Here is a 22,280-nt window from a genome sequence, read left to right on the forward strand (position 1 = left end):
TTATACCGTTGTCCACTTAGTGATTTTCGTCACAAATTTATAACTTTTTGCCCCGGTTTCAGTCCTGATATTGTGATGTTTATCACAATCCTTTGCATCGCGGTCTGCGACAATACAAAAAGAATCAAATTTGAAGTGATCACGTGAGCTAAAGGAAGGGGTATCTGATATGGATCCGGTTATGCTGGCGCGAATTCAATTCGCATCGACAACCATTTTTCACTTTATTTTCGTACCGTTGTCCATCGGATTGGCGTTTCTGATTGCCATCATGGAGACGATGTATGTTGTCAAAGGCCAGGAAGTCTACAAGAAAATGGCCAAGTTCTGGGGAAAGCTGTTCCTGATTAACTTTGCGGTCGGGGTTGTGACGGGGATTCTGCAGGAATTCCAGTTCGGCATGAACTGGTCGGATTACTCGCGCTTTGTCGGGGACGTGTTTGGCACACCGCTTGCGATCGAAGCTCTGCTGGCATTTTTCCTTGAGTCGACGTTTATTGGGCTGTGGATATTCGGGTGGGACCGGTTATCGAAGAAGGTCCATCTGCTCAGCATCTGGCTGGTGTCCTTCGGCACCCTGATGTCCGCCTTCTGGATTCTGGCAGCGAATTCGTTCATGCAGCGTCCCGTCGGGTTCGAGATAAACAATGGGCGGGCGGAGATGAACGATTTCTTCGCACTGATTACGAACGGTCAGCTGCTGGTGGAGTTCCCGCACACGATCTTCGGAGCTTTGGCAACCGGGGCGTTCCTCGTAGCAGGTGTGAGTGCCTACAAGCTGATGAAGAAGCAGGATTTGGATTTCTTTAAAAAATCATTTCACATCGCCATCGTGATTGGCCTCATCACCTCCATTCTGGTTGCGGTATTCGGTCACCAGCAGGCGCAGTATCTGGTGGATACGCAGCCGATGAAGATGGCCGCTGCGGAGAGCCTGTGGGAAACGAGTGACGATCCTGCGCCTTGGACGGTCATTGCAGCCATCGATCCGGATAAGCAGGAGAACACGATGGAGTTCAAAATCCCGTATTTGCTCAGCTTTTTGTCCTACAGCAAATTTTCCGGCGAAGTCATCGGAATGAAAGAGCTGCAAGCGCAATATGAGCAGGAATATGGCCCTGGAGACTATATCCCGCCGGTCCGTACCACGTTCTGGAGCTTCCGGATTATGGTGGCCGCAGGCAGCATCATGATTCTGCTGGGATTGTACGGAGCATGGCTGATGCTGCGCAAAAAGGTCGAGAAGGCTGGCAAATGGTTCCTCAGACTGATGCTGTTCGGTATTTCGCTGCCGTTCATCGCCAACACGTCGGGGTGGATTATGACGGAGATCGGACGACAGCCGTGGACGGTATTCGGGCTGATCACTACGGAGAACAGTGTTTCACCGAACGTGAGCGCAGGCTCGATTCTGTTCTCGCTCATCATGTTTACCGCCATTTATGCGGTGCTGGCAGCCGTCATGGCGTATCTGTTCATCAAAGTCATTAAGAAAGGACCGTATGCGGCGGAGGAAGACGACCACCACGCAAGCGATCCGTTTAATAAGGAGGGCTACAATGCTGTCTCTTAACGAACTGTGGTTTGTGCTTGTTGCCGTATTGTTTATCGGGTTCTTCTTCTTGGAGGGCTTCGACTTTGGGGTCGGGATGTCCACGCAGCTGCTGGCCAAAAATGATACCCAGCGCCGGGTGCTGATCAACTCGATCGGCCCGTTCTGGGATGCCAACGAGGTCTGGCTGTTGACGGCGGGCGGCGCCATGTTCGCCGCCTTCCCGAACTGGTATGCCACGCTGTTCAGCGGGTTCTACATTCCGCTTGTCTTTCTTCTGCTGGCCTTGATCGGCCGCGGGGTGGCCTTTGAATTCCGCGGCAAGGTGGGCGATGTCCGCTGGAAACGGGTGTGGGACGGTGCGATCTTCACCGGCAGCGTGCTTCCGCCATTCCTGCTCGGCGTTGTTTTTGCCTGCCTGATTCAGGGGCTCCCCATTAACGAAGAGATGCAGCTGCATGCCGGATTGTTCGATGTTGTGAATGGCTATACTGTTGTTGGCGGACTGACGATGGTGATGCTCTGCCTGCTGCATGGCTTGATGTTCACAACACTGCGCACGATGGGGGATCTTCAGGAACGCGCGCGCCGTATGGCCCGGAGACTCCTGCTTCCCGTAGCGGCCCTGTTCGTGGCTTTTGGTGTGATGACGTATTTCATGACCGATATCTTCGAGAAGCGTGGCGTGGTGTTAACCGTGCTGCTGGTACTGGCTCTGCTCGCATTCCTGCTGGGCGGATATTTCATGAATATCAAGCGGGACGGCTGGGCTTTCGGGATGACCGGGGCGGTTATCGCCCTGCTGGTAACGTCCGTGTTCGTGGGCTTGTTCCCGCGCGTGATGGTCAGCTCCATCCATGCTGCATTTGATCTGACTATTTATAATGCGGCCTCCGGACCGTATTCCCTCAAGATTATGACGATTGTGGCGGTAACGCTGCTGCCATTCGTATTAGGCTATCAAATTTGGAGTTACTTCGTTTTCCACAAACGGGTACATGAGAAGGAGCATCTGGAGTACTGATGGGAAAAGACCTGCTGGGATACAAAGGCGCCAAGACGGTATTCTTCCTTGTCGCCGTATGTACCCTGGCACAGAGCATGGCCATCCTCCTGCAAGCCAAGTGGCTGGCGGAAGCCGTATCCGCCCTGTTTGCGGGATCAACGCTGCAGGAGCAGGGGGAGACCATTGCCTTGTTCCTGCTTGCATTTCTGGCACGCCACGGCATCTCGGCCGTGCAGCAAGGAATCGCACAGCGCTTTGCCGAGGAGACGGGCACGAGCCTGAGGAAGCAGCTGCTGGATGAGCTGTTTCGGAACGGGCCGTCCTTTGTCCGGTCGGAAGGAACAGGCAATGTGGTTACGCTTGTGCTGGAGGGCATCGGCAAGTTCCGCAAATATGCGGAGCTGACCATACCGCGCATGATGGGGGCGGGCATTACCCCGGCTCTGATATGGCTGTACGTGTTCATGACGGACCGGATTTCGGGCATTATTCTGCTGGTGACCATGCCGATCCTGATCGTCTTTCTCATCCTCGTGGGACTTGCCGCGAAAAAGCAAACCGAGCGGCAGCTGGATTCCTACCGGATGCTGTCCAATCATTTTGTAGATTCGCTGAGAGGTCTGACTACCCTGAAGTTTCTGGGACAGAGCCGCAAGCACAGCGAGAGCATACAGCGGGTCAGCGAGGGGTATCGTGCAGCTACCATGCGGACGCTGCGCGTGGCGTTTCTGTCGTCCTTCGCGCTGGATTTCTTTACGATGCTGTCCGTGGCATCTGTTGCGGTAAATCTGGGCTTGCGTCTCATTAACGGCAGCCTGGAGCTTCTGCCCGCACTGCTTATCCTGATCCTGGCACCGGAGTATTTCCTGCCGGTGCGCATGGTCGGGGCGGACTTTCATGCCACGCTGGACGGTAAGCAGGCAGGGGAAGCGATGCAATCGATAATTCTGGAGGCCCGGAAAGGGCGTTCCGGCGATATAACATTTAAAATTAAAGATAATTCGCCAGAGCTCAATCCGCCGCAGCCGCGATTCCAATGGGATAACCACAGTGTACTGGAACTGTCCGGAATTGGCCTCAGGCATGAAGAGTTAGGGCCGGCTTCCTTGGAGAATGTCAGCTTCCGGATACCGGGTCAACGCAAAATCGGTATCGTGGGGGAGAGCGGGGCCGGCAAATCCACGCTCATCGAGCTATTAGGCGGATTCATGGCGCCAACATCGGGAATGATGGAGCTGAACGGCGTGAAGCTGGAGGACTGGAACCGACGGGCGTGGCGAACCGAGGTCACCTATATGCCGCAGCAGCCGTATTTATTCGGTACTACCCTGGCAGATAATGTGCGCTTTTATGCGCCGGAGGCGTCAACAGCGCAAGTCGAAGCAGCGGTCGAAGCGGCGGGTCTGTCGGATCTGGTGAAGAGCTTGCCCGGCGGACTCGCGGAGATGATCGGCGGCGGCGGACGCGCTTTAAGCGGCGGTCAGGCACAGCGCGTGGCCTTAGCCAGAGCTTTGCTCGGCGGCCGGCGGGTTCTGCTGCTGGATGAGCCAACGGCCCATTTGGATATTGAGACGGAATACGAGCTGAAGGAGACGATGCTGTCCCTGTTTCAAGATAAGTGGGTATTCCTCGCGACGCACAGACTGCACTGGATGCAGGATATGGATTACATCCTCGTTCTGCATCAGGGGCGGGTGGCAGAAACGGGAACCCATGAGGAGCTTATGGCCTTGCAGGGCGTCTATTACGGGTTAATTACATCGCAGATGGAGGGATTACAATGAAGCAGGAATCGTGGTTTCGGCCTTACGTAACGGCAAACTTCTGGCGTTTTCTGCTAATTGTGATGCTTGGCGTGCTCACGATCCTGTTCGCCGGGATGCTGATGTTCACCTCCGGGTATCTGATCTCCAAGTCTGCCCTGCGACCGGAAAATATCCTAATGGTATACGTGCCGACCGTAGGGGTTCGTACCTTCGGCATCGGACGTGCGGTCATCCATTACGTGGAGCGTCTGGTGGGGCATGACACGATTCTTCGCATCCTGTCCCAGATGCGCCTGCGGCTGTACCGAATTCTGGAACCGCAAGCCCTCCGCTTGTCCTCCCGGTACCGCACCGGGGATCTGCTTGGCGTGCTCTCCGATGATATCGAGTATTTGCAGGACGTCTATATCCGTACGGTCTTTCCATCGATTGTTGCGCTTGTGTTATACGCCGGTGTTATTCTGGCCGTCGGCCTGTTTGACCCGACATTTGCCCTTCTGCTTGCGCTGTATGTAGCGGTGCTGATTCTGGTACTGCCGCTGGTTTCCCTGCTGCTCACCAAACGGAAGAACCGGGAGATGAAGCAGGCCCGCAGCAACCTCTACCAGAAGCTGACCGACGCGGTACTTGGCATTCATGAATGGTACGTCAGCGGCCGGCAGACGGAATTCCTGACCGGTTATGAGGCGGATGAAGCCGAGGTCGACCGGACCGACCGCTCGCTCAAGCGCTGGTCGCGTCTTCGGGCTTTTATCGGTCAATGCGTGGTTGTCGTGACGGTGGTATCGATGGTGTATTGGTCAGGACGGCAGTATGCGGACGGCTCGATCGATGTTACGCTGATCGCGGCTTTTGTACTGGTTGTGTTCCCGTTAATGGACGCATTCCTGCCGGTATCCGAAGCCGTGGAGCGGATTCCGCAGTACGGCCAATCGGTCGCGAGACTTCAGGCGATCGAAAGCCCCGAAACGTCTGAAGGGAAGCAGAAACGGGGGCAACAGCTGAATAAGGGAGAGATCGAATCTGTCATAAACAGCGGTGTTCATGTGAAGGCGGATGGCGTCTGCTTCCGTTATGATCAGGCCCCAGGCGGCGAATCCGGGCTGGACCGATCCGGTGTGAATAGGGATGGTTCTACATTAATGGATGTATCCCTGGATATTCCTCCTGGGGCTAAGGTAGCCATTATAGGGCGTTCCGGTGCCGGTAAATCCACCCTGCTGCAGCTGATTCAGGGTGTGCTGGCACCTTCAGGGGGAAGTCTTACCCTAGGCGGAGTGGATTCTGCGCGGTTTGGCGATGAGATTTCTTCCGTTATTTCGGTATTGAATCAGAGTCCGCACTTGTTTGATACGACGCTAGCCAACAACATCCGGCTCGGACAGCCGGATGCCACGGAGGCCGAAATACGGGATGCGGTTGCCCGGGCACGGCTGGAGCCGTTGGTGGCAGCCCTTCCGGAAGGGCTACTCACCCGTATGCAGGAAGCCGGACAGCGTTTCTCCGGAGGAGAGCGCCAGCGCGTGGCTTTGGCCCGGATCCTGCTGCAGAAGACGCCGGTCGTCATTTTGGATGAACCGACGGTCGGACTGGATCCCAAAACCGAGCGGGAACTGTTATCCACCATGTTCGCCAGTTTGCAGGACCGGACTCTGATCTGGGTAACCCATCATCTGGTTGGCGTGGAGCGCATGGATGAGATCCTATTCATGGAGCACGGTCAGATCGTTATGCGGGGTACGCACGATGAGCTGATGGAGCACTATCCGCGGTATCGGAACTTGTACCTGCTGGATCGTCCGGCAATCTAGACAACAACAGCATCTTTTAGTAGAAGAACCGGCCTTTGGGGTCGGTTCTTCTTTTTTTGTCTCCATCTTATTTTTCTTAATCAGCCCGATAAAAGATCAAAATCCACGCGCATCCTGGAAAGATGTAACATTAGTCTTAAGCAGGATAAAGGGTTAATTACAACTTTAGGGGTGTGATGTATGGTGGTTCATAAGCGGATGGTCAACGTGTTTCGTCATTTTGCTGAACGGGAATGTCCGGGCTCCAGTGTGTTCTATGAGTATTTGGCGCGCCATATAGCCGATGATGAAGAGGTGCTGCAAGTCGCTGCTTTTGTTCCTGCAGGCCAGCCTGTACCCAATATGCTATTTGGCGCCGTTCAATATTTGCTGCTCCAGGGTGAGGGAGCGGAGCTGAGGGCATATTACCCCGGCCTTGTGGAGCATCCGAAGGAAATGAGCTCCTGTTATCCCCATTTTCGTTCATTTGTACTGAGGCATGAGACGGCTATTATCGGAATACTGGAGAGCAAGCGGGTACAGACGAATGAAGTCCGCCGCTGTGCGTATTTGTATCCGGTGTTCTGCTCGATCTATGACAAGGTCCGTAAGCCGCTTGCCTTGGTGGAGCTTGGAACCAGCGCCGGCTTGCAGCTGCTGTGGGATCGATACAGCTATTCCTATGGAGACGCGGCGAGTTACGGCCTTGCGGGGTCGAAGGTTCATATCACATCGGAGATCAAGGGAGGGCGCACGCCGTTCCTGCTGGCTTCCAGTCCTCCGGTCGTCTATCGGATGGGGATCGATCTGCATGTGAATGATGTGCGAAACCCGGAGCATTTGTTGTGGCTGCGGTCTTTAATCTGGCCGGGTAATCACGACAGGGTATCCATGCTGGAGCATGCGGCGGAGGTGCTGAAGCAGCAGTCCGGGATCCAGTTCCGGGAAGGGGATGGGACCGCGCTGCTTCCCGATATCGTGAAGGGCATCCCGGAGGAGGCCGTCATTTGCGTATTTCATACGCATGTGGCTAATCAGATTCCGGAGGCGTCCAAGCAAACACTGCGGCATCACTTAAATGAAATCGGAAGCGTCCGCGATATCGTGCATGTCTACAACAATATGCAGGATGAAGATCTCCATGCGGACTATATCCTCGGGGGCGTGCGAAGCGAGTTTACGGTCGCCCGGACGGATGGGCATGCTCGCTGGTTTGAGTGGCTGTTGTGAAGCGGGAATATTGCCGTAGCTTGAATAATCACGGCGAATCGTGTGATACCTCTGCTGTTTCAAGCGAGGCGGCGGTGAGTAAGCGAGCCCAGGAGGCAGCCGAGCCAAGGCTTTAAGCATGGAAGTCGCAGCTGTTCATCCCGTCTGTTTTTTTCTTGGGCAAGTCTATGTCATAATAGGGGAGATGGAATATTAAGCGCTTAAATTCAAGGAAGCCAAAGGAGGAAGTTGGGATGGATTATCGTATTGAGAAGGATACCCTGGGTGAGATTAAAGTGCCTGCGGATAAGCTATGGGCAGCGCAGACACAGCGCAGTTCCGAGAATTTCCGGATTGGAACCGAAACGATGCCGAAGGAAATCATTCGGGCGTTTGCGATATTGAAGAAAAGCGCAGCCATTGTGAATGGCAAGCTCGGCAAGCTGAATGCAGACAAAGTGAATGCGATTACGACTGCCGCCGACGAGATTGTGGCCGGCAAGTGGGATGAGCACTTTCCGTTGGTGGTTTGGCAGACCGGCAGCGGCACACAGTCCAATATGAACGTGAACGAAGTCATTGCGAACCGTGCGAATCAACTGCTTGAGCAAAAAGACAGCGCGCTGCGCGTTCATCCCAACGACGACGTTAACAAATCCCAAAGCTCTAACGATACGTTTCCGACAGCGATGCACATGGCCGCGGTTGTGGCCGTGGAAGATCATGTGCTGCCCGCGCTGCGCCGCTTGAAGAAAACGCTCGAGAAGAAAAGCGATGAATATAAGGACCTGATCAAAATCGGCCGTACGCATCTTCAGGACGCCACACCGCTGACCCTAGGACAGGAAATCAGCGGCTGGCACCGGATGCTCGAGAAGTGTGAATTGATGCTGGCTTCCGCCGTAGAACCGCTGCGTGAGCTGGCTATTGGCGGTACTGCCGTCGGTACCGGCATTAACGCTCATCCGAAATTCGGAGAAATGACGGCTGCCGAAATCAGCATGCAAATCGGAAAAAGCTACACGTCCGCCAGCAACAAGTTCCATTCGCTGACCAGCCATGACGAGATTGTATTTGCCCATGGGGCGCTGAAGGCGCTGGCTGCCGACTTGATGAAAATCGCCAACGACGTTCGCTGGCTGGCAAGCGGTCCGCGTTCCGGGATTGGTGAAATCTCGATCCCTGCCAATGAACCGGGCAGCTCCATCATGCCGGGGAAAGTGAACCCAACCCAGAGCGAGGCACTCACGATGGTGGTCTGCCAAGTGATGGGCAACGATGCCACGATCGGTTTTGCAGCAAGCCAGGGTAATTTTGAGCTAAACGTATTCAAACCGGTCATCATCTATAACTTCTTGCAGTCCGTACGCCTGCTGTCGGATGCCATGGACTCTTTCGACCAGAATTGTGCGGTCGGCATCGAAGCCAACCTAGACGTTCTCCGTGCAAACATGGAGCGGTCGCTGATGCTGGTGACGGCGCTGAATCCGCATATCGGATATGAGAATGCCGCGGCCATCGCGAAAAAGGCACATAAAGAAGGGACAACGCTTCGCGAAGCCGCTCTGGCAAGCGGTTTATTGAGCGGAGAGGATTTTGACCGGATCGTTCGTCCGGAAGAAATGATCCATCCGAAGGAGTAAGGCCCAATGTTTAGAGCTTGATCGGAAAACAGGCCTCGGTTGAACCCCCAGCCCATTTCACCACGGTGAAGTGGGTTTTGGTTTTTAGATGATAGAATGATAAGGTTTCAGGGAAGCTGAACCATATTTGATAATCACAGGGCAACCTTATTCTAAACGCGGTCTGCCTTCTGTGAGAGAACATCGATAGAAATTTTTCTTCTCCCAAGCTCCACAGCGGTTATAATAGGGTGTCAGGATTTGACCATGATTCACAAACCATATGCATGAAGGACGGATGATAACTTGAGGAAACATCAATGGATTGCCACGCTGCTCTCTCTGATCTGCACCGGGCTCGGGATGTTTTATATCGGGACGCCGGGCATGATGATAGGCGGAACGCTGCTTATGGCGCTTCAGGGAGCGGCTTTGTTTATTTTTTTCATGACATTGGGATTTTTGGGCATGCTGATTGGTCCAATAGCTATTGGGCTTCATATTATAGGTCTGATTATACCGGTTATTTACTTCAACTACCGATCGCCCAAGAAACCGATGTTCGACGAGAAGCGGCGGCGCCAACTATCCTCCCCTTGGAAAATCATCGTGCGGACGGTGATCGGACTGGCCTTGTTCGGCGGGGCCGTATACGCGGGGTACACCTGGGGATCTGCTCCGTTTATGAAGACGGCTGCTGAGAAACGGGTGGTTCAAGAAGCGGCAGAGTCCTATCTGGAGCAGAAGTACAACGAACCCTTTAAGGTAACGGACGTGGACTATACCTGGGCCACCAGCTCGTATCAACTTCGAGCCCATCCGGAACAGGAGCCTGAGCTGGTGTTCACTCTTAACAGTAATGATAGCAGCCCCCCAACCATATCGAATGATATATATCTGAACCTGCTGTGGGGGCAACAGCTGAAAGACGAGTTGAAACCTCTGCTGGTTGAGCTTTATCCGGACCAGGCGTTTGCGGATGCCTTTGTCAACGCCGATATCGACACGGTTGAACGTGATTATAACCAACTCGCAAATGCCGGTGGAAATGTAAGTCAGAATATCCGTTTAATCGTATTCGCGGATTTGACGGCGAATAACTTGGCGCAGGAGAAGGAACGGGTGCTGGAGCTGATTCAGCGGCTGCCTTCGGTGACGGTGCCGGGGGAGACGGACCTTCACATTGAATATTATGGGGCGGATTTGAAGACGCCGGACCGTGTGAAGAAGCTAGAGCAGGATTTGGATATGAACGGGAAACAGAGCACCCATATTTTCAGAGAGTTTGATATTTCGAAAATCACGTCCACGGATGACATTGAAATCAGAGGACTGGAATGAAGAATGTGAAGGTTTTGAAAGATTGAAAGATTGGATTGCCTCCAATCAGATTAAAAGCCAGGCGGAGTTTGTGACTCTGCCTGGCTTTTTAAGTATTCGTAAGGGGAGTAGATATATGGGGGGCTTCAGCGCAGGGACAGGTGAATGGTGCGCCCTTTCTGGGTCTGCGTCATGGTCAGCTTCAGATTTAAGGCTGTAGCCATGTCTCGGACAGGTACGTAGAGGGTGTTCTTTATGAAGAGGGGCCCGTCGTACTTACTCTCATCGAGCTTGCAATGGTCCGATTCTTCAGGGCATAGCTTGGCCGGCTTATAAATGTCGATATCGTTCACATTCATCTCTTGCGTTGCACGCCGGACGATCGTATATCCCCATCTGTCGTTGCCCCATACCGATACCGGGGGATTGTTCGCAGCCTTCAAGTCATACTGATGAAAGTTGTCCAACTCCTTCTTCAGCGTATAAGAGATTTCATACCCTACTGCATCGGCTAAGGACTTGAGCGGAACGTACGCCTTGCCTTTGTGAACTTGCACGTCCGTCATGAGGGTGCCTGCCGCCTTCACGGAATAGTCTTCCGCGTCGTTAGCGGCTGCTTGTTCGCTGTTCCAGATTAGCGAAGCGGCTAGCAGGACACCTGTCAGCGCGAACAGCGATATTCTTCTGAATTTCACGATCATAATAACCTCCTTCCGTTATTTCGAATAGGTATAGGCATCGAATTCAGGAGCCTATCTATAATATAAACTCTTTTTCAGGCCAATTGGTTAGCTAAAATCCTGCATATTGGAACTGACCATGTACTACATACTGACGGAGTTCTTCGCATCTCGATAACCGGACAGTTTGTTTACGAAGAACGTAATAAGGAACGAGCAGAGCATGCTGGCTGCCATGGAGATCAGGAAGCCAATGGTGTTATTCGATGTGATGGGACCGATGAAGGAAGGCACGTAGGCGGTTCCCCGAACGCCGAATAAACCGACGAGCATGCCGCCAATACCTGCGGAAGCAATCGCTCCAGCGAACACAAGCTTGTTCGAAAACATGAAGGGATAGGCGGCTTCAACGAAGGTGCCAAAACCCATATTGATGGCAAACCCGGGAGCCGCTACGGCCGCCTCTCCCTTATCCCGAGGGGCGATAATGTTGGCCAGCGTGATGCCTGCGGACACCATCACCAGACCAACCATATCGACTGCCCCGAGGAAGCTGTTGCTTGTCGTCTCCATCTCCAGCAGTACAATCGGCAGGATGGCCGCATGATAGACGCCGCCAATGATCGCGGGCCAGATCAGCAGGCCTGCAATCAATCCGGCTATGGCCGGGCTCCAAGAAACAAGCGTTTCGATCAGGAAGCGGATGCCTTGTCCTGCACTCAGCGCAATCGGCGCAATAAGGAAGTAAACCAGCAACCCGGCAATCAGTCCGGATATACCGCCTGCCACGATGTTGACCGTGGTTGCGGGGAAACGCCACTCCACGCATTGACGGAACACGTAATGGACGATGATCCCTGCGCCAATTCCGCCAATGATGCCTCCGATAATGCCCCCTTCCACGGAGAGGACACCTGCCACGATGCCTGCCACGATGGATACCTCGTCCAGTTCGGACACCTGCTTGGCTGCGATAACAGCGACGATAACCGGCAGCGCCTTGATCAATAGATCAAACACCTCGGTCAGCGAGGATAACCCCGGAATTTTGCTGACTGCCAGGATCAGGGCCATGCCGATGAAACCGGGGAGGGATGCCATCATAATGCCCCGAATATTGATTCTCCGCCATGGCGACGAGCTTCCTGGCGCCCCGTGAAGGTTCGCGGTTGCATTTCCGATGACCGGCCGGTACGTAAGCCGCCAATGCTTGCTGAGGGAAGTAACAAAGGTGACCGCGCGGGTTCGGTTGGTTGTTCCGGTTGTACCCGAGGCGGCGATGACATGCGCGCCTTTGGTCTGTATGATGGCCATGGAAGTTCCGCCGGTACCGGTCACTGGCAGTCGGAATTTAGCAGCAGCCTCAATGGCGTGCCGGTTGCTGCCCTCAGGGTCGGCACTCATGACGATAATGCCGTCAATTTCGCCGAGTTCAATCTGCTCGGCAATCTCTAAGTCCAGACGTTCAGCCGCTTGATTGACCTGCCGAAGCGTACCTTCCGCGATAATGACCGGCTCCCCTTGAGAAATGCTCCAGCTGTAAAGAGCAGCAGGCGTTGTATCCTTAGCTGCATCCATGGAGACCTGGGCAGCGATAAACTGCAGTGCCCCACAGGACAGGCCTGCGCTCTCCAACTGCATCAATATCTCATCCAGCAGCTTGCGCGGGTCTTTGCCGCCGAGATTGTACAGATTGCCGCCGCTGCTTCCAATGATAGCGATTTGACGATTCATGACTTGCAGCCCCCCATATGTATGAAATTAGATTATTTCTATATTACAGCAGAGTTATAACTTGTTAAAGTGTTAAAATGTTTTGCCGTTATGCGAAAAGCCGCCATGCATAACCTGGTAAGGGTTGCATGGCGGCTTGGCTATTTGGTATCTATTCGTTGTTTTCGCTTGCGGCCGCGACGGCAGCTGCTTCTTCCGCTGCTGTTTCGGGTGTTTCTTTAACGATTTGCAGCTTCGTGTAGCGGTGAGTCTTCTTCTCGATCACGGTAAATGTCAGGTCACCGTAACTCCATGTATCGCCTTTGGCAAGCTCGGAGTTATGTCCGTACAACCAGCCGCCGATCGTATCCAGGTCATCGGTGCTCAGGTCGGTATGAAGCAGGTCGTTGATCCGGTTGATGGATACCTTGCCGTCGGCAATAATCCGGTTCGGCTCAGGTTGAGTCAACTCGCGTTCTTCATCCTCGTCGAATTCGTCGCGGATCTCCCCGACGATCTCCTCCAGAATATCCTCGATGGTGATCATCCCGGAAGTGCCGCCATATTCATCGATCAGGATGGCCATATGCGTGCCTTCCTGCTGCATTTTGCGAAGCAATTTCTTGATCGGAATCGCTTCGGATACCGTCATGGCCGGATGAATCAGCTTGGTCAAGTCGATGTTGGAATTGTCATCGAACTCCAGGAAGAACTGCTTGGTGTTCACCATACCGACGATCTGGTCCTTGTCACCGCGTACAACCGGAAAACGGGTGTACTGCTCGCGCTTGATGATCTGCAGATTGGCGGCAAGCGGCTTATCCACATACAGGCAGATCATATCGGTACGGGGTACCATAATCTCCTTGGCAAGCATATCATCAAAAGCAAAAATTCGGCTTACATAACCGTATTCGGCTTGGTTGATCTTTCCGCTCTCATAGCTGTCGCTCAGAATCATGCGGAGTTCTTCTTCCGAGTGAGCTTCTTCGTGCTCACTGGCAGGATGCATGCCGAACAGACGAACGATCTTGTTGGCGGATCCGTTCAGCAACCAGATGAACGGGTACATGATCCGGTTAAACCAGATAATAGGTGTCGCACAGATGAACGACACGGCTTCCGCTTTATTAATAGCAATCGTCTTCGGTGCAAGTTCACCGATAACGACGTGAATATAAGTCATGATAATGAATGCAAGCAAAAATGAGATGAGCGATGCGATAGCAGCAGGAATGGAAAAGCTATCAAACACCGGGTGAAGAATTTTCTCGATGGTCGGTTCCCCGAGCCAACCAAGACCGAGTGCCGTGATGGTAATTCCCAGCTGACACGCAGACAGGTATCCATCCAGATTCGAAGTTACCTTTTTGACGGCAAGCGCGCCTTTGCGACCTTCCATTACCAATTGGTCTACCCGGCTGGGACGAAGTCTTATAATAGCAAATTCCGTCATAACGAAAAAAGCGGTAGCTGCGATAAGCACAGCGACTAAGAATAAATTTAAGCCTATACTGTCTTCCAAACAAAACACATCCTTTTTTATCTGATCCGAATTAGTTTTTTAATAACCATCACTTACTATGCATGGCTGCTAACATAATTCGACCGGAATTTTAAAGGGTCTAGCATCATGTGCTTGAGGAGCAGAAACATACCGGTATCCGTGCGGAAAGTAACGATATGCAAGGAAAGCAGAGACACATGGCGTTTTGACTCCGGCATCAACCGAACAGGTTCCGGGCTCTTGGGTACCGGCGTTGGCGATGGAAGAGTCCCTTCAGACGCTTCCATTCCCTGCATAGCGGCAGCGGAATCCGTGATGTCCACCAGAGGAACATGCGTAAATAAAGCAATCAGAAGAAGGCCAAGTGTTGAACATATAATTCTGTTTATCCTTCGTATGGGGTCCAAGTCGGATCGTCACTCCTACAATTCATAATCGATTTGTTCATAAAAAATATATGGCTTAATTGTCAGCGTATGAGTATGAAGTCTTTCGAGTTGTTGTACGTAATTTCACCACGAATGCGGGTTTCAAAACAAGGTATATTGTTAAGATGATAAAATTTACAAGTTTCAGCGAAGCGTAAGTAACTCTTTAATCGCATTTATAGTTTTGGGGTCCCCGCAAAGTATTTGGAATAAGCATCGAAGCAAAGGCTCCACTTTGTGGGGCTATTTTATTAATCATAAGAAAAAGTAAGCCACTATGTCAAATAACCGTTGCCTTCGGCTGTATAAACCCTTATACATCAAGGGATTCCGGCGATACTTTACCAAGTGAAAATAGGACAACCCTCCGATTATCCGAAAGAGTTGTCCTATTAAGCAACGGGCTATTTATGGTATGGCAGCTGTCTGATATAGCTGTCCGACAGATGAAGCAGCTGCAGCGCGCGTTCGAATTCTTCCTTGGTCGCCTGGGTCTTCTTCTCGTCCGCGTTCGGAAGCGGATGCTTGGTCCCATCCTCAAAGCCGATTCCCGGAATGTACAGGGTCGTATTGTTGATAAATGTACCGGATGGAAGGTAGTACCGTTCCGGCAGCAAGTTATTATCGGTGTGGTTTAACAGATCCTGACCGAAATGAAGCTGATGGTCCATCGATACGCCGAGGAGGTTGGCCACCGTCGGCAAGAGGTCGATCTGCCCGCCGACTTGCTCCTTCACTTCCGGCTGAAGACCTTCTCCATGGATCATAAGCGGGATATTGATCATATCTCCGGAGTTATAATCACGGCCATAAATTTCGTGCATCAGCTCTTTATCCTTGTTGTCCAAGGAATAAATCGGCAGTCCGAGGTGGTCGCCGTAGAGAACAACCAGGCTGTTATCCCACACGCCGTCTTTCTTCAGCTGCTCAATGAATTTACCAAGCGCATCATCGGCATAATTCTGCGAGCGGATGTAGTCGCCGACGAAGGTGCCTTCATATCGCTCCGGCAGCGTCATCCGATATTTATCTTCGGGAATCGTAAACGGATGGTGAGCCGACATGGAGATGACTTGGGTATAGAACGGTTTATCGGCTTCGTCCATCTTTTTCAGCTCGGCCGCCGTTTTGGAATACAGGGCATCGTCCGAGGCACCGAAGAACAGTTTATCTTCATCACCGAAGAACGCTTTATCGTAATAACGGTTGAAACCGAGGGCCTTGTACAGCTCTCCGCGATTCCAGAATTCCACTACATTGGTGTGGAAAGTGGCCGTATCATAACCTTCCACTTGCAGCAGTCTTGGCAGGCTTGGCAGAACTCTGTCTGCATAATGCTGCGTTGCCGCACCACGTGGCGGAATGTAGAATGACGTATTCACCACAAACTCGGCATCCGAGGTATTCCCTTGACCGACATTCTGGTAGAAGTTCGGGAAGTATAAGCTCTCTTTGGCGAGTTTGTTCAAGTTAGGCGTAATTTCTTTACCATCAATGTTCAAACCGATTAAGAACTTCTGGAAGGACTCCATCTGGATGATAATCAGGTTTTTCCCTTTGGCTGCACCCGAGAGCAAGGCTTCCTGATCAGCCGCTCCGAGGCCCTTCAATTCATTGACTTTATCCTGCGTGATGGTCTTGGCATCCACGAGCTCTTTGTTCTCCTGCTGGAAAATCGTGTAGGCTTCGTAGTTAAGAATGCCCATTTCCTGAGCCTTCACGATTTCGTTCATGCTGGCGCGGTTCGGCATAATCTGGAACAGGCACAGCATTAAAGAAACGACAAAAACGATAGGAATAATCTTGCGCTTTTCTTTCTTGGCATGCCGAATCTTCCATTTTTTAACGCGGTCACTGCGCCATAATAGAAAAAACATACCGATGATATCCGTGAAGATCAGCAGATAGTAAGGGTCCATCAAGGAGAACACGCTATTGCTTACCGCGGTTACCTGATTGACCTGCTCCAGCGCATGATACGTAACAATGACACCGTAATATTTATAATACATAATGGCTGCAAAGAATATGGCGGTCAGCAATAAGTTAACACTCATATAGGCAGCGAGCTTTCGCTTGGAAGCGAACCATTCGATCAAGCTGAACACAAGCCAAATAAAAGGAATTTCCGTAATGAGCGGTTTCCATGGCATGACATCATCAAAAATGACCATCCAGGCTACGTAGCTTTTGAGCAGCATAATGACAGAGAAAAATATAAAAGGCTTCGTAATCGTTAACCGAAACCGCGAGGTGGAGAACACCTGTATCGCCTTCCTTTCAATGCCGCCGTACACCATTTTTGAGAACTGCAGCGGCGATCCGTTATTTAAGAATCGATAGACGTTATTCTTACTGTTGATATACATTCCGTATACCATTTATTTTACAAAATGAATGAACAGAACTATTATGACCTCTTCGGAGGAGGTTGTCAAAGAGTTAAAGTAAGTCCTTAAGCTTCTTATAACAACATGAAAAAGACAGCGAAAAAACCGGCCATCGCCGGTTTTGTCAGGGCCTTAGCATATTAATAAAGAAAAGACATGATCAGCGGTGCGGTTCCAAGGGTGAAGAGAGCGGCGACGATCATCGAAATGCTGGAGATTGTCCCCGAAAGGGAGCTGAATTCAAATGCCTTGGAGGTGCCGGTTCCATGGGCGCTGGTCCCAAACAGCACGCCTCTTGCGATATCGCCCCGAATCCGGAAAATTCGCATGACCGCCGGTCCGATCATGGACCCCAGAATCCCGGTCATAATGACAAAGACGGCCGTCATGTTCGGCACGCCCCCAATGACCTCGGAGACATTCATGGCAATGGGGGTTGTTATGGAGCGCGGCACGAGGCTGGTGGCCAGCGAGCTGTTCAGATGCATCCATTTGGCGAGGACTGCAGAGGATAACATCGCCAGTACCGATCCGGTCAGCACGCTGAGCATAATTTCGGCTGCATGCTTTTTAAGGGTTTGGAAGTTTTTGTACAAAGGCACGGCGAAAGCGATCGTAGCCGGTCCGAGCAGCTTGCTGATCCACTGCGCCCCTTCATTGTATGATTCATAGGATATCCCCGTTTGTGTCAATATCACGACAATCAGTACAGGGGTGATAAGGAGCGGCGATAAATAGACCTTTGGCAGACGGCGATACAGTTTTTTGGCTCCCCCGTAAATCCCGACCGTCAATAACAAGCCGATAATGACCGTCAACAGGATGTTCATGGTGTTTTTCGCTCCTTTCTGGATGAGATGAAGCCGGCAGTCAGTCCAGAGCTGACCATCACAATGACGGTGCTGAACAAAACCACGGCCAGAATCTGGAGCCCTTCGGCCTCCAGCATCGGGAAATATTTCATGATGCCAACCGCAGCAGGGATGAAGAACAGCAGCAATTCGGCGAGCAGCCAATTGGCGCCAAGCTCGATCCACTCCAGGCGGAGGACTTTGGTTTCGAGAAGTATAAACACAACAACGATTCCGAGAATGCTGCCCGGAATCCCTATATTCAGCCAAGCGGCCAGTTGATCCATCCCTAAGGAGAGAAGCATGAAACCGGCCACTTGGAGCGTTCCTTTCAGCATGTTGATCATGACCGGCCTCCTTTATTTTCATTGGTATTGAAATTTTACAACGATAATTTTCATAGGTAAAATGCATATATCGAATGATATGCATTCCATTTATCTATACATACAAGAAACCGGAGGAGTATCGGATGGATATACGGCACCTGGAGTATTTTCTTGAGGTAGCGAGGAACCAAAGCTTCACCAAAGCCGCCGAGAAGCTGTATATTACGCAGCCAACGATCAGCAAAACGATTCGCAACATGGAGGACGAGTGGGGCGTAACCTTGTTTTACCGGCAGGGCAAGCAGATTGAGCTGACGGATGCGGGTCATATCATGTATCAGCAGGCGCAGCAGATGGTGGATTCCTTTCAGCGGGTATCGGCCGAGCTGGAGGATCTCATGAACCTGAAGCGCGGCCACCTCCGTATCGGGCTTCCGCCCATGGTAGGTTCAAGCTTTTTTCCTGAGGTGATCGGGCAGTTCCACCGGGAATATCCGAAGATTACCATTCAGCTGATTGAGGATGGTGCCAAGAAGGTCGAAGCGGATGTGGAAAGCGGTCAGACGGATATCGGCGTCGCGGTGCTGCCGGTCAATGAAGACGTATTCCACTATTATTCCTTTGTGAGAGAGAAGCTGAATCTGCTTCTGCATCCGTCCCATCGGCTGGCAGGAAGAGAGCATGTACACCTGAATGAGCTTGCCGACGAGGCATTTGTGTTGTTTCGAGAGGACTTTACGCTGCATGACCGGATTATCCGCGAATGCGTCAGCGCCGGCTTTGAGCCAAGGGTGGTCTATGAAAGCTCACAGTGGGATCTCATCAGCGGCATGGTGGCCGCCAATCTGGGTATTGCACTGCTCCCGGAGACGATCTGTAAGGAAATCGATTCTTCTCGCGTGACGATACTGCCACTGGATAATCCCTCGATCCCCTGGCAGCTTGGAATGATCTGGAGGAAGGACCGGTACCTGTCCTTTGCCGTCAGGGAATGGATCAGCTTTACCCGCGCCCTGCTGGGTGAGCAGGATTAAGTTTGTTTTAAACGAATGGACATTTCATACATTTTCACGACTTGGACATAATATCCATAGTAAGAGAACCCATTTTACAAGCCTTATATCCAAGGAGGAATGACATTCGTGAGTAACCAAGAACATGATGGTAATAATGGAACGAGCCCAGGACGGGAGGATTTTGCCAAGAATCGCGGCGAAACGGAGCGGGAGGATACGCTGACGAACCGCCAGGGACATCCTATTTCGGATAATCAGAATGTGAGAACGGTAGGGAATCGGGGACCGATGACCTTGGAGAATTATCATTATCTGGAGAAAATCACGCATTTTGACCGGGAACGCATTCCGGAGCGCGTCGTGCATGCTAGGGGTGCTGGAGCTCACGGTTACTTTGAAGCTTACGGAAAAGTGGGAGATGAGCCTGTTTCGAAATATACCCGGGCCAAGCTGTTTCAGGTTGAAGGCAAACGCACGCCGGTGTTTGTCCGGTTCTCAACCGTCATCCACGGTTCCGGCTCACCGGAAACGCTTCGGGATCCGCGCGGGTTTGCCGTGAAGTTTTACACCGAAGAAGGCAACTGGGATCTGGTCGGCAATAACCTGAAAATATTTTTTATCCGCGATCCGCTCAAATTTCCGGACATGGTCCATGCGTTCAAACCGGATCCGGTATCCAACGTTCCGGGGCCTGTCGGCATGTTTGACTTTGTATCCCGTTCCCCGGAAGCGACGCATATGATCACGTTTGTGTTCTCCCCATGGGGCATTCCGGCTAACTACCGCCAAATGCAGGGCTCTGGTGTGAATACATACAAATGGGTCAATGCAGATGGCGATAGTGTGCTGATCAAGTACCATTGGGAGCCGCTCAAGCAAGGCATTAAGAACCTTACGCAGGAAGAAGCAAGCAAGATCCAGGCTATGAATGACAGCCATGCAACACAGGATTTATATGAGGCCATTGAACGCGGGGATTATCCGGAATGGGAGCTATGCGTTCAGATTATGAGCGATGATGAGCATCCGGAGCTGGAATTCGATCCGCTTGATGCAACCAAGCTGTGGCCGGCAGATCAATTCCCGTTCCTGAAGGTAGGCAAAATGGTGCTGAACCGCAATCCGGAGAACTACTATAACGAAGTGGAGCAAGCGGCCTTCGGTACGGGCGTACTGGTGGATGGACTCGATTTCTCGGACGACAAGATGCTCCAAGGTCGCACATTTTCTTATTCGGATACCCAGCGGCATCGGGTAGGCACCAACTATCTGCAGCTGCCGATCAATGCGCCGAAGAAGCGGGTCGCTACCAACCAGCGCGGCGGACAGATGTCGTATTACGTGGATAAGGCACCAGGCCAAAGCCCGCATGTGGATTACGAGCCATCCATGACCGACGGTCTGGTGGAAGCCGCGCAGACAGCGAAGCCGCATCAGCCCCATTATGATGCCAACCTCGTCCGGCAGAAGCTGGACCGTACGCTGGACTTCAAGCAGGCAGGGGATACGTACAGAGCCTTTGAGGACTGGGAGCGAAACGACCTGATTAGCAATCTGGTGGGTGCGCTCATCCAATGCGATATCCGGATTCAAGACAAGATGGTGGAATATTTTACGAATGCGGATGAGGATTATGGACGCCGCGTGCGGGAAGGACTCGAGCAGGCCAGAAAGGGCTCGAACGAGACGGTCCGGGAGCAGGCGGTAGAGGATGCAAACCGCATGGGCCATGAGGCGGATCCTTACTAAAATCTTCCAGGTCGAAAGAGGTCTCCAGGTTATTTTTTGCAATGGCAAGAAGAAAGCCGCCTGCACAGCGATGGACGTGCAGGCGGCTTTACCATTTGAGGTTGTAAAATATTTGCGGAATGTTAAGATGTTGCAAGGAAACCAAGCGATACATATCGAATCAACATAGAACCATGGGAAGAGGAGGCTTGCTTTATGGCAATACAAGCGGGAATCATCGGCTACGGCCTGTCCGGGTCGGTGTTTCATGCACCTATCCTGAGAAGCGTGCCGGATTACGAAGTCCACACGATTGTATCATCAGATCCGGACAAGGTTCACAAGGATTTGCCGGATACGGCGGTTGTCGATAGCGTGGATGAGCTTTTGTCTAATCCGGATATTGATGTTGTCATCATTACGAGTCCGAATGCAACACATTACGAATATACCCGGTTAGCCATCGAGGCCGGTAAGCATGTGGTCGTCGAGAAGCCGTTTACCGTAACATCCGCAGAAGCAGACCAGCTGATTGATCTGGCCAAGCAGAAGGGCGTGCTGCTGACGGTATATCACAACCGCCGCTGGGACAATGATTTTCTGACGGTCCGCAATCTGCTGGAGACGGGAGCGCTCGGCAAGCTTTCGATTTATCAGTCGCAGTTCAGCCGCTACCGTCCGGAAGTGCAATCGGAGCGGTGGAGGGAGCAGGGAATTCCCGGGTCCGGCATCCTGTATGATTTGGGTTCGCATCTGCTTGATCAGGCGCTGTTCCTGTTCGGTCTGCCGGAGACGCTGTGGGCGGATTTGAGAACGGAGCGCAAAGGGTCCAAAACCCATGATTATTTTCATCTGGTGCTGGGTTACAAAACGTTTCGCGTTATTCTGCATTCCGGTTCGCTGGTACGGCAAGCCGGCCCGAAATTCGAGCTGCACGGGGATAAAGGAAGCTTCCTGAAATATGGAACAGACCCTCAGGAAGGCCAGCTGAAGCAGGGAATGCACCCGGGGGATGCGGGCTGGGGCGAAGACCAGCCGGACCAGTACGGGGAGCTTGCTACCGAGCTGAGCGGGCTGGCGGTTCAGGGCGAGATTGAGACGCTGCCGGGACGCTATCAGGCCTTTTATCAGGGGTTGGCCGAAGCGATTCTTAAGGATGGCCCGTTACCCGTTCAGCCTGAAGAAGCCCGTAATGTCATCCGCATGATTGAGTATGCACTGCAGAGTTATCAGAAGGGCCGATTGATCAAGATTACGTAAAAGCCGCTGCATCTGGTCCCCGGGTCGTCGTTGATTAACACATAGTTTACTCCGAATTGTGGGATATTAGGTGATGCAACCCTTGTACGTTTTTCATGAGGGGGAATCAATCC

Annotated in this window: 16 protein-coding genes; 10 read left to right on the forward strand and 6 right to left on the reverse strand. The window is 52.1% G+C overall.

The features are described from left to right. Window positions 1-169: 169 nt before the first annotated feature. The 7 genes from OHJ21_RS29685 to OHJ21_RS29715 all read left to right on the forward strand — a co-directional run bounded on the left by OHJ21_RS29685 (window position 170) and on the right by OHJ21_RS29715 (window position 10,286). Window positions 170-1,573, forward strand: a complete 1,404-nt coding sequence (locus tag OHJ21_RS29685) for a cytochrome ubiquinol oxidase subunit I (RefSeq protein ID WP_486021978.1) — start codon at window positions 170-172, stop codon at window positions 1,571-1,573. Further along, on the forward strand, window positions 1,560-2,576 hold the full coding sequence (gene cydB, locus OHJ21_RS29690; RefSeq protein ID WP_100541049.1) for a cytochrome d ubiquinol oxidase subunit II: 1,017 nt from the start codon (window positions 1,560-1,562) through the stop codon (window positions 2,574-2,576). The genes OHJ21_RS29685 and cydB overlap by 14 nt, the downstream gene beginning before the upstream one ends. Then, window positions 2,576-4,342, forward strand: a complete 1,767-nt coding sequence (gene cydD / locus OHJ21_RS29695) for a thiol reductant ABC exporter subunit CydD (RefSeq protein ID WP_486021980.1) — start codon at window positions 2,576-2,578, stop codon at window positions 4,340-4,342. The genes cydB and cydD overlap by 1 nt, the downstream gene beginning before the upstream one ends. Next, window positions 4,339-6,135 (forward strand): thiol reductant ABC exporter subunit CydC, encoded by a 1,797-nt coding sequence (cydC, locus tag OHJ21_RS29700; RefSeq protein ID WP_486021981.1) that lies wholly within the window; start codon window positions 4,339-4,341, stop codon window positions 6,133-6,135. Before cydD ends, cydC begins: the two co-directional genes overlap by 4 nt. A 180-nt stretch (window positions 6,136-6,315) precedes the next feature. Next, complete coding sequence (locus tag OHJ21_RS29705) at window positions 6,316-7,344, forward strand: DUF2332 domain-containing protein (protein WP_326111035.1); 1,029 nt, start codon at window positions 6,316-6,318, stop codon at window positions 7,342-7,344. 233 nt (window positions 7,345-7,577) lie between these two features. Beyond that, complete coding sequence (gene fumC, locus OHJ21_RS29710; RefSeq protein ID WP_486021983.1) at window positions 7,578-8,966, forward strand: class II fumarate hydratase; 1,389 nt, start codon at window positions 7,578-7,580, stop codon at window positions 8,964-8,966. 285 nt (window positions 8,967-9,251) lie between these two features. Then, window positions 9,252-10,286 (forward strand): hypothetical protein, encoded by a 1,035-nt coding sequence (locus tag OHJ21_RS29715; RefSeq protein ID WP_486021984.1) that lies wholly within the window; start codon window positions 9,252-9,254, stop codon window positions 10,284-10,286. Window positions 10,287-10,411: 125 nt separating this feature from the next. Here the strand turns inward: OHJ21_RS29715 and OHJ21_RS29720 are convergent, their stop codons facing one another. From OHJ21_RS29720 to OHJ21_RS29745, 6 genes are all read right to left on the reverse strand, one after another. After that, window positions 10,412-10,966, reverse strand: a complete 555-nt coding sequence (locus tag OHJ21_RS29720) for a hypothetical protein (RefSeq protein ID WP_486021986.1) — start codon at window positions 10,964-10,966, stop codon at window positions 10,412-10,414. Between the two features lie 123 nt (window positions 10,967-11,089). Further along, window positions 11,090-12,679, reverse strand: coding sequence for a PTS sugar transporter (locus OHJ21_RS29725; protein WP_486021987.1), 1,590 nt, complete (start codon window positions 12,677-12,679; stop codon window positions 11,090-11,092). A 151-nt stretch (window positions 12,680-12,830) separates the two neighbouring features. Beyond that, window positions 12,831-14,183 carry a hemolysin family protein gene (locus OHJ21_RS29730; RefSeq protein ID WP_100541041.1) on the reverse strand — a complete coding sequence of 451 codons (1,353 nt, stop codon included), beginning with the start codon at window positions 14,181-14,183 and terminating at the stop codon, window positions 12,831-12,833. A gap of 814 nt (window positions 14,184-14,997) precedes the next feature. Next, window positions 14,998-16,857 (reverse strand): LTA synthase family protein, encoded by a 1,860-nt coding sequence (locus OHJ21_RS29735; RefSeq protein ID WP_486022073.1) that lies wholly within the window; start codon window positions 16,855-16,857, stop codon window positions 14,998-15,000. Between the two features lie 266 nt (window positions 16,858-17,123). Next, window positions 17,124-17,813, reverse strand: a complete 690-nt coding sequence (locus tag OHJ21_RS29740) for a CidB/LrgB family autolysis modulator (protein WP_486021989.1) — start codon at window positions 17,811-17,813, stop codon at window positions 17,124-17,126. Beyond that, window positions 17,810-18,181 carry a CidA/LrgA family protein gene (locus OHJ21_RS29745; RefSeq protein WP_100541038.1) on the reverse strand — a complete coding sequence of 124 codons (372 nt, stop codon included), beginning with the start codon at window positions 18,179-18,181 and terminating at the stop codon, window positions 17,810-17,812. The genes OHJ21_RS29740 and OHJ21_RS29745 overlap by 4 nt, the downstream gene beginning before the upstream one ends. Window positions 18,182-18,306: 125 nt before the next feature. On the opposite strand from OHJ21_RS29745, the gene cidR reads away from it, so the two are divergent. The 3 genes from cidR to OHJ21_RS29760 all read left to right on the forward strand — a co-directional run bounded on the left by cidR (window position 18,307) and on the right by OHJ21_RS29760 (window position 22,167). Then, on the forward strand, window positions 18,307-19,197 hold the full coding sequence (cidR, locus tag OHJ21_RS29750) for a cidABC operon transcriptional activator CidR (protein ID WP_486021991.1): 891 nt from the start codon (window positions 18,307-18,309) through the stop codon (window positions 19,195-19,197). A 99-nt stretch (window positions 19,198-19,296) separates the two neighbouring features. Then, the gene (locus OHJ21_RS29755) at window positions 19,297-20,928 is read left to right on the forward strand and encodes a catalase (RefSeq protein ID WP_486021993.1); all 1,632 of its coding nucleotides are present in this window, start codon (window positions 19,297-19,299) and stop codon (window positions 20,926-20,928) included. 195 nt (window positions 20,929-21,123) lie between these two features. Next, window positions 21,124-22,167, forward strand: coding sequence for an oxidoreductase (locus OHJ21_RS29760; protein ID WP_486021994.1), 1,044 nt, complete (start codon window positions 21,124-21,126; stop codon window positions 22,165-22,167). The last annotated feature ends 113 nt before the right edge of the window (window positions 22,168-22,280 follow it).

The sequence above is a fragment of the Virgibacillus sp. LDC1 genome, from assembly GCF_025792345.1.
Taxonomy (GTDB): Bacteria; Bacillota; Bacilli; order Paenibacillales; family Paenibacillaceae; genus Paenibacillus_AQ; species Paenibacillus_AQ lautus.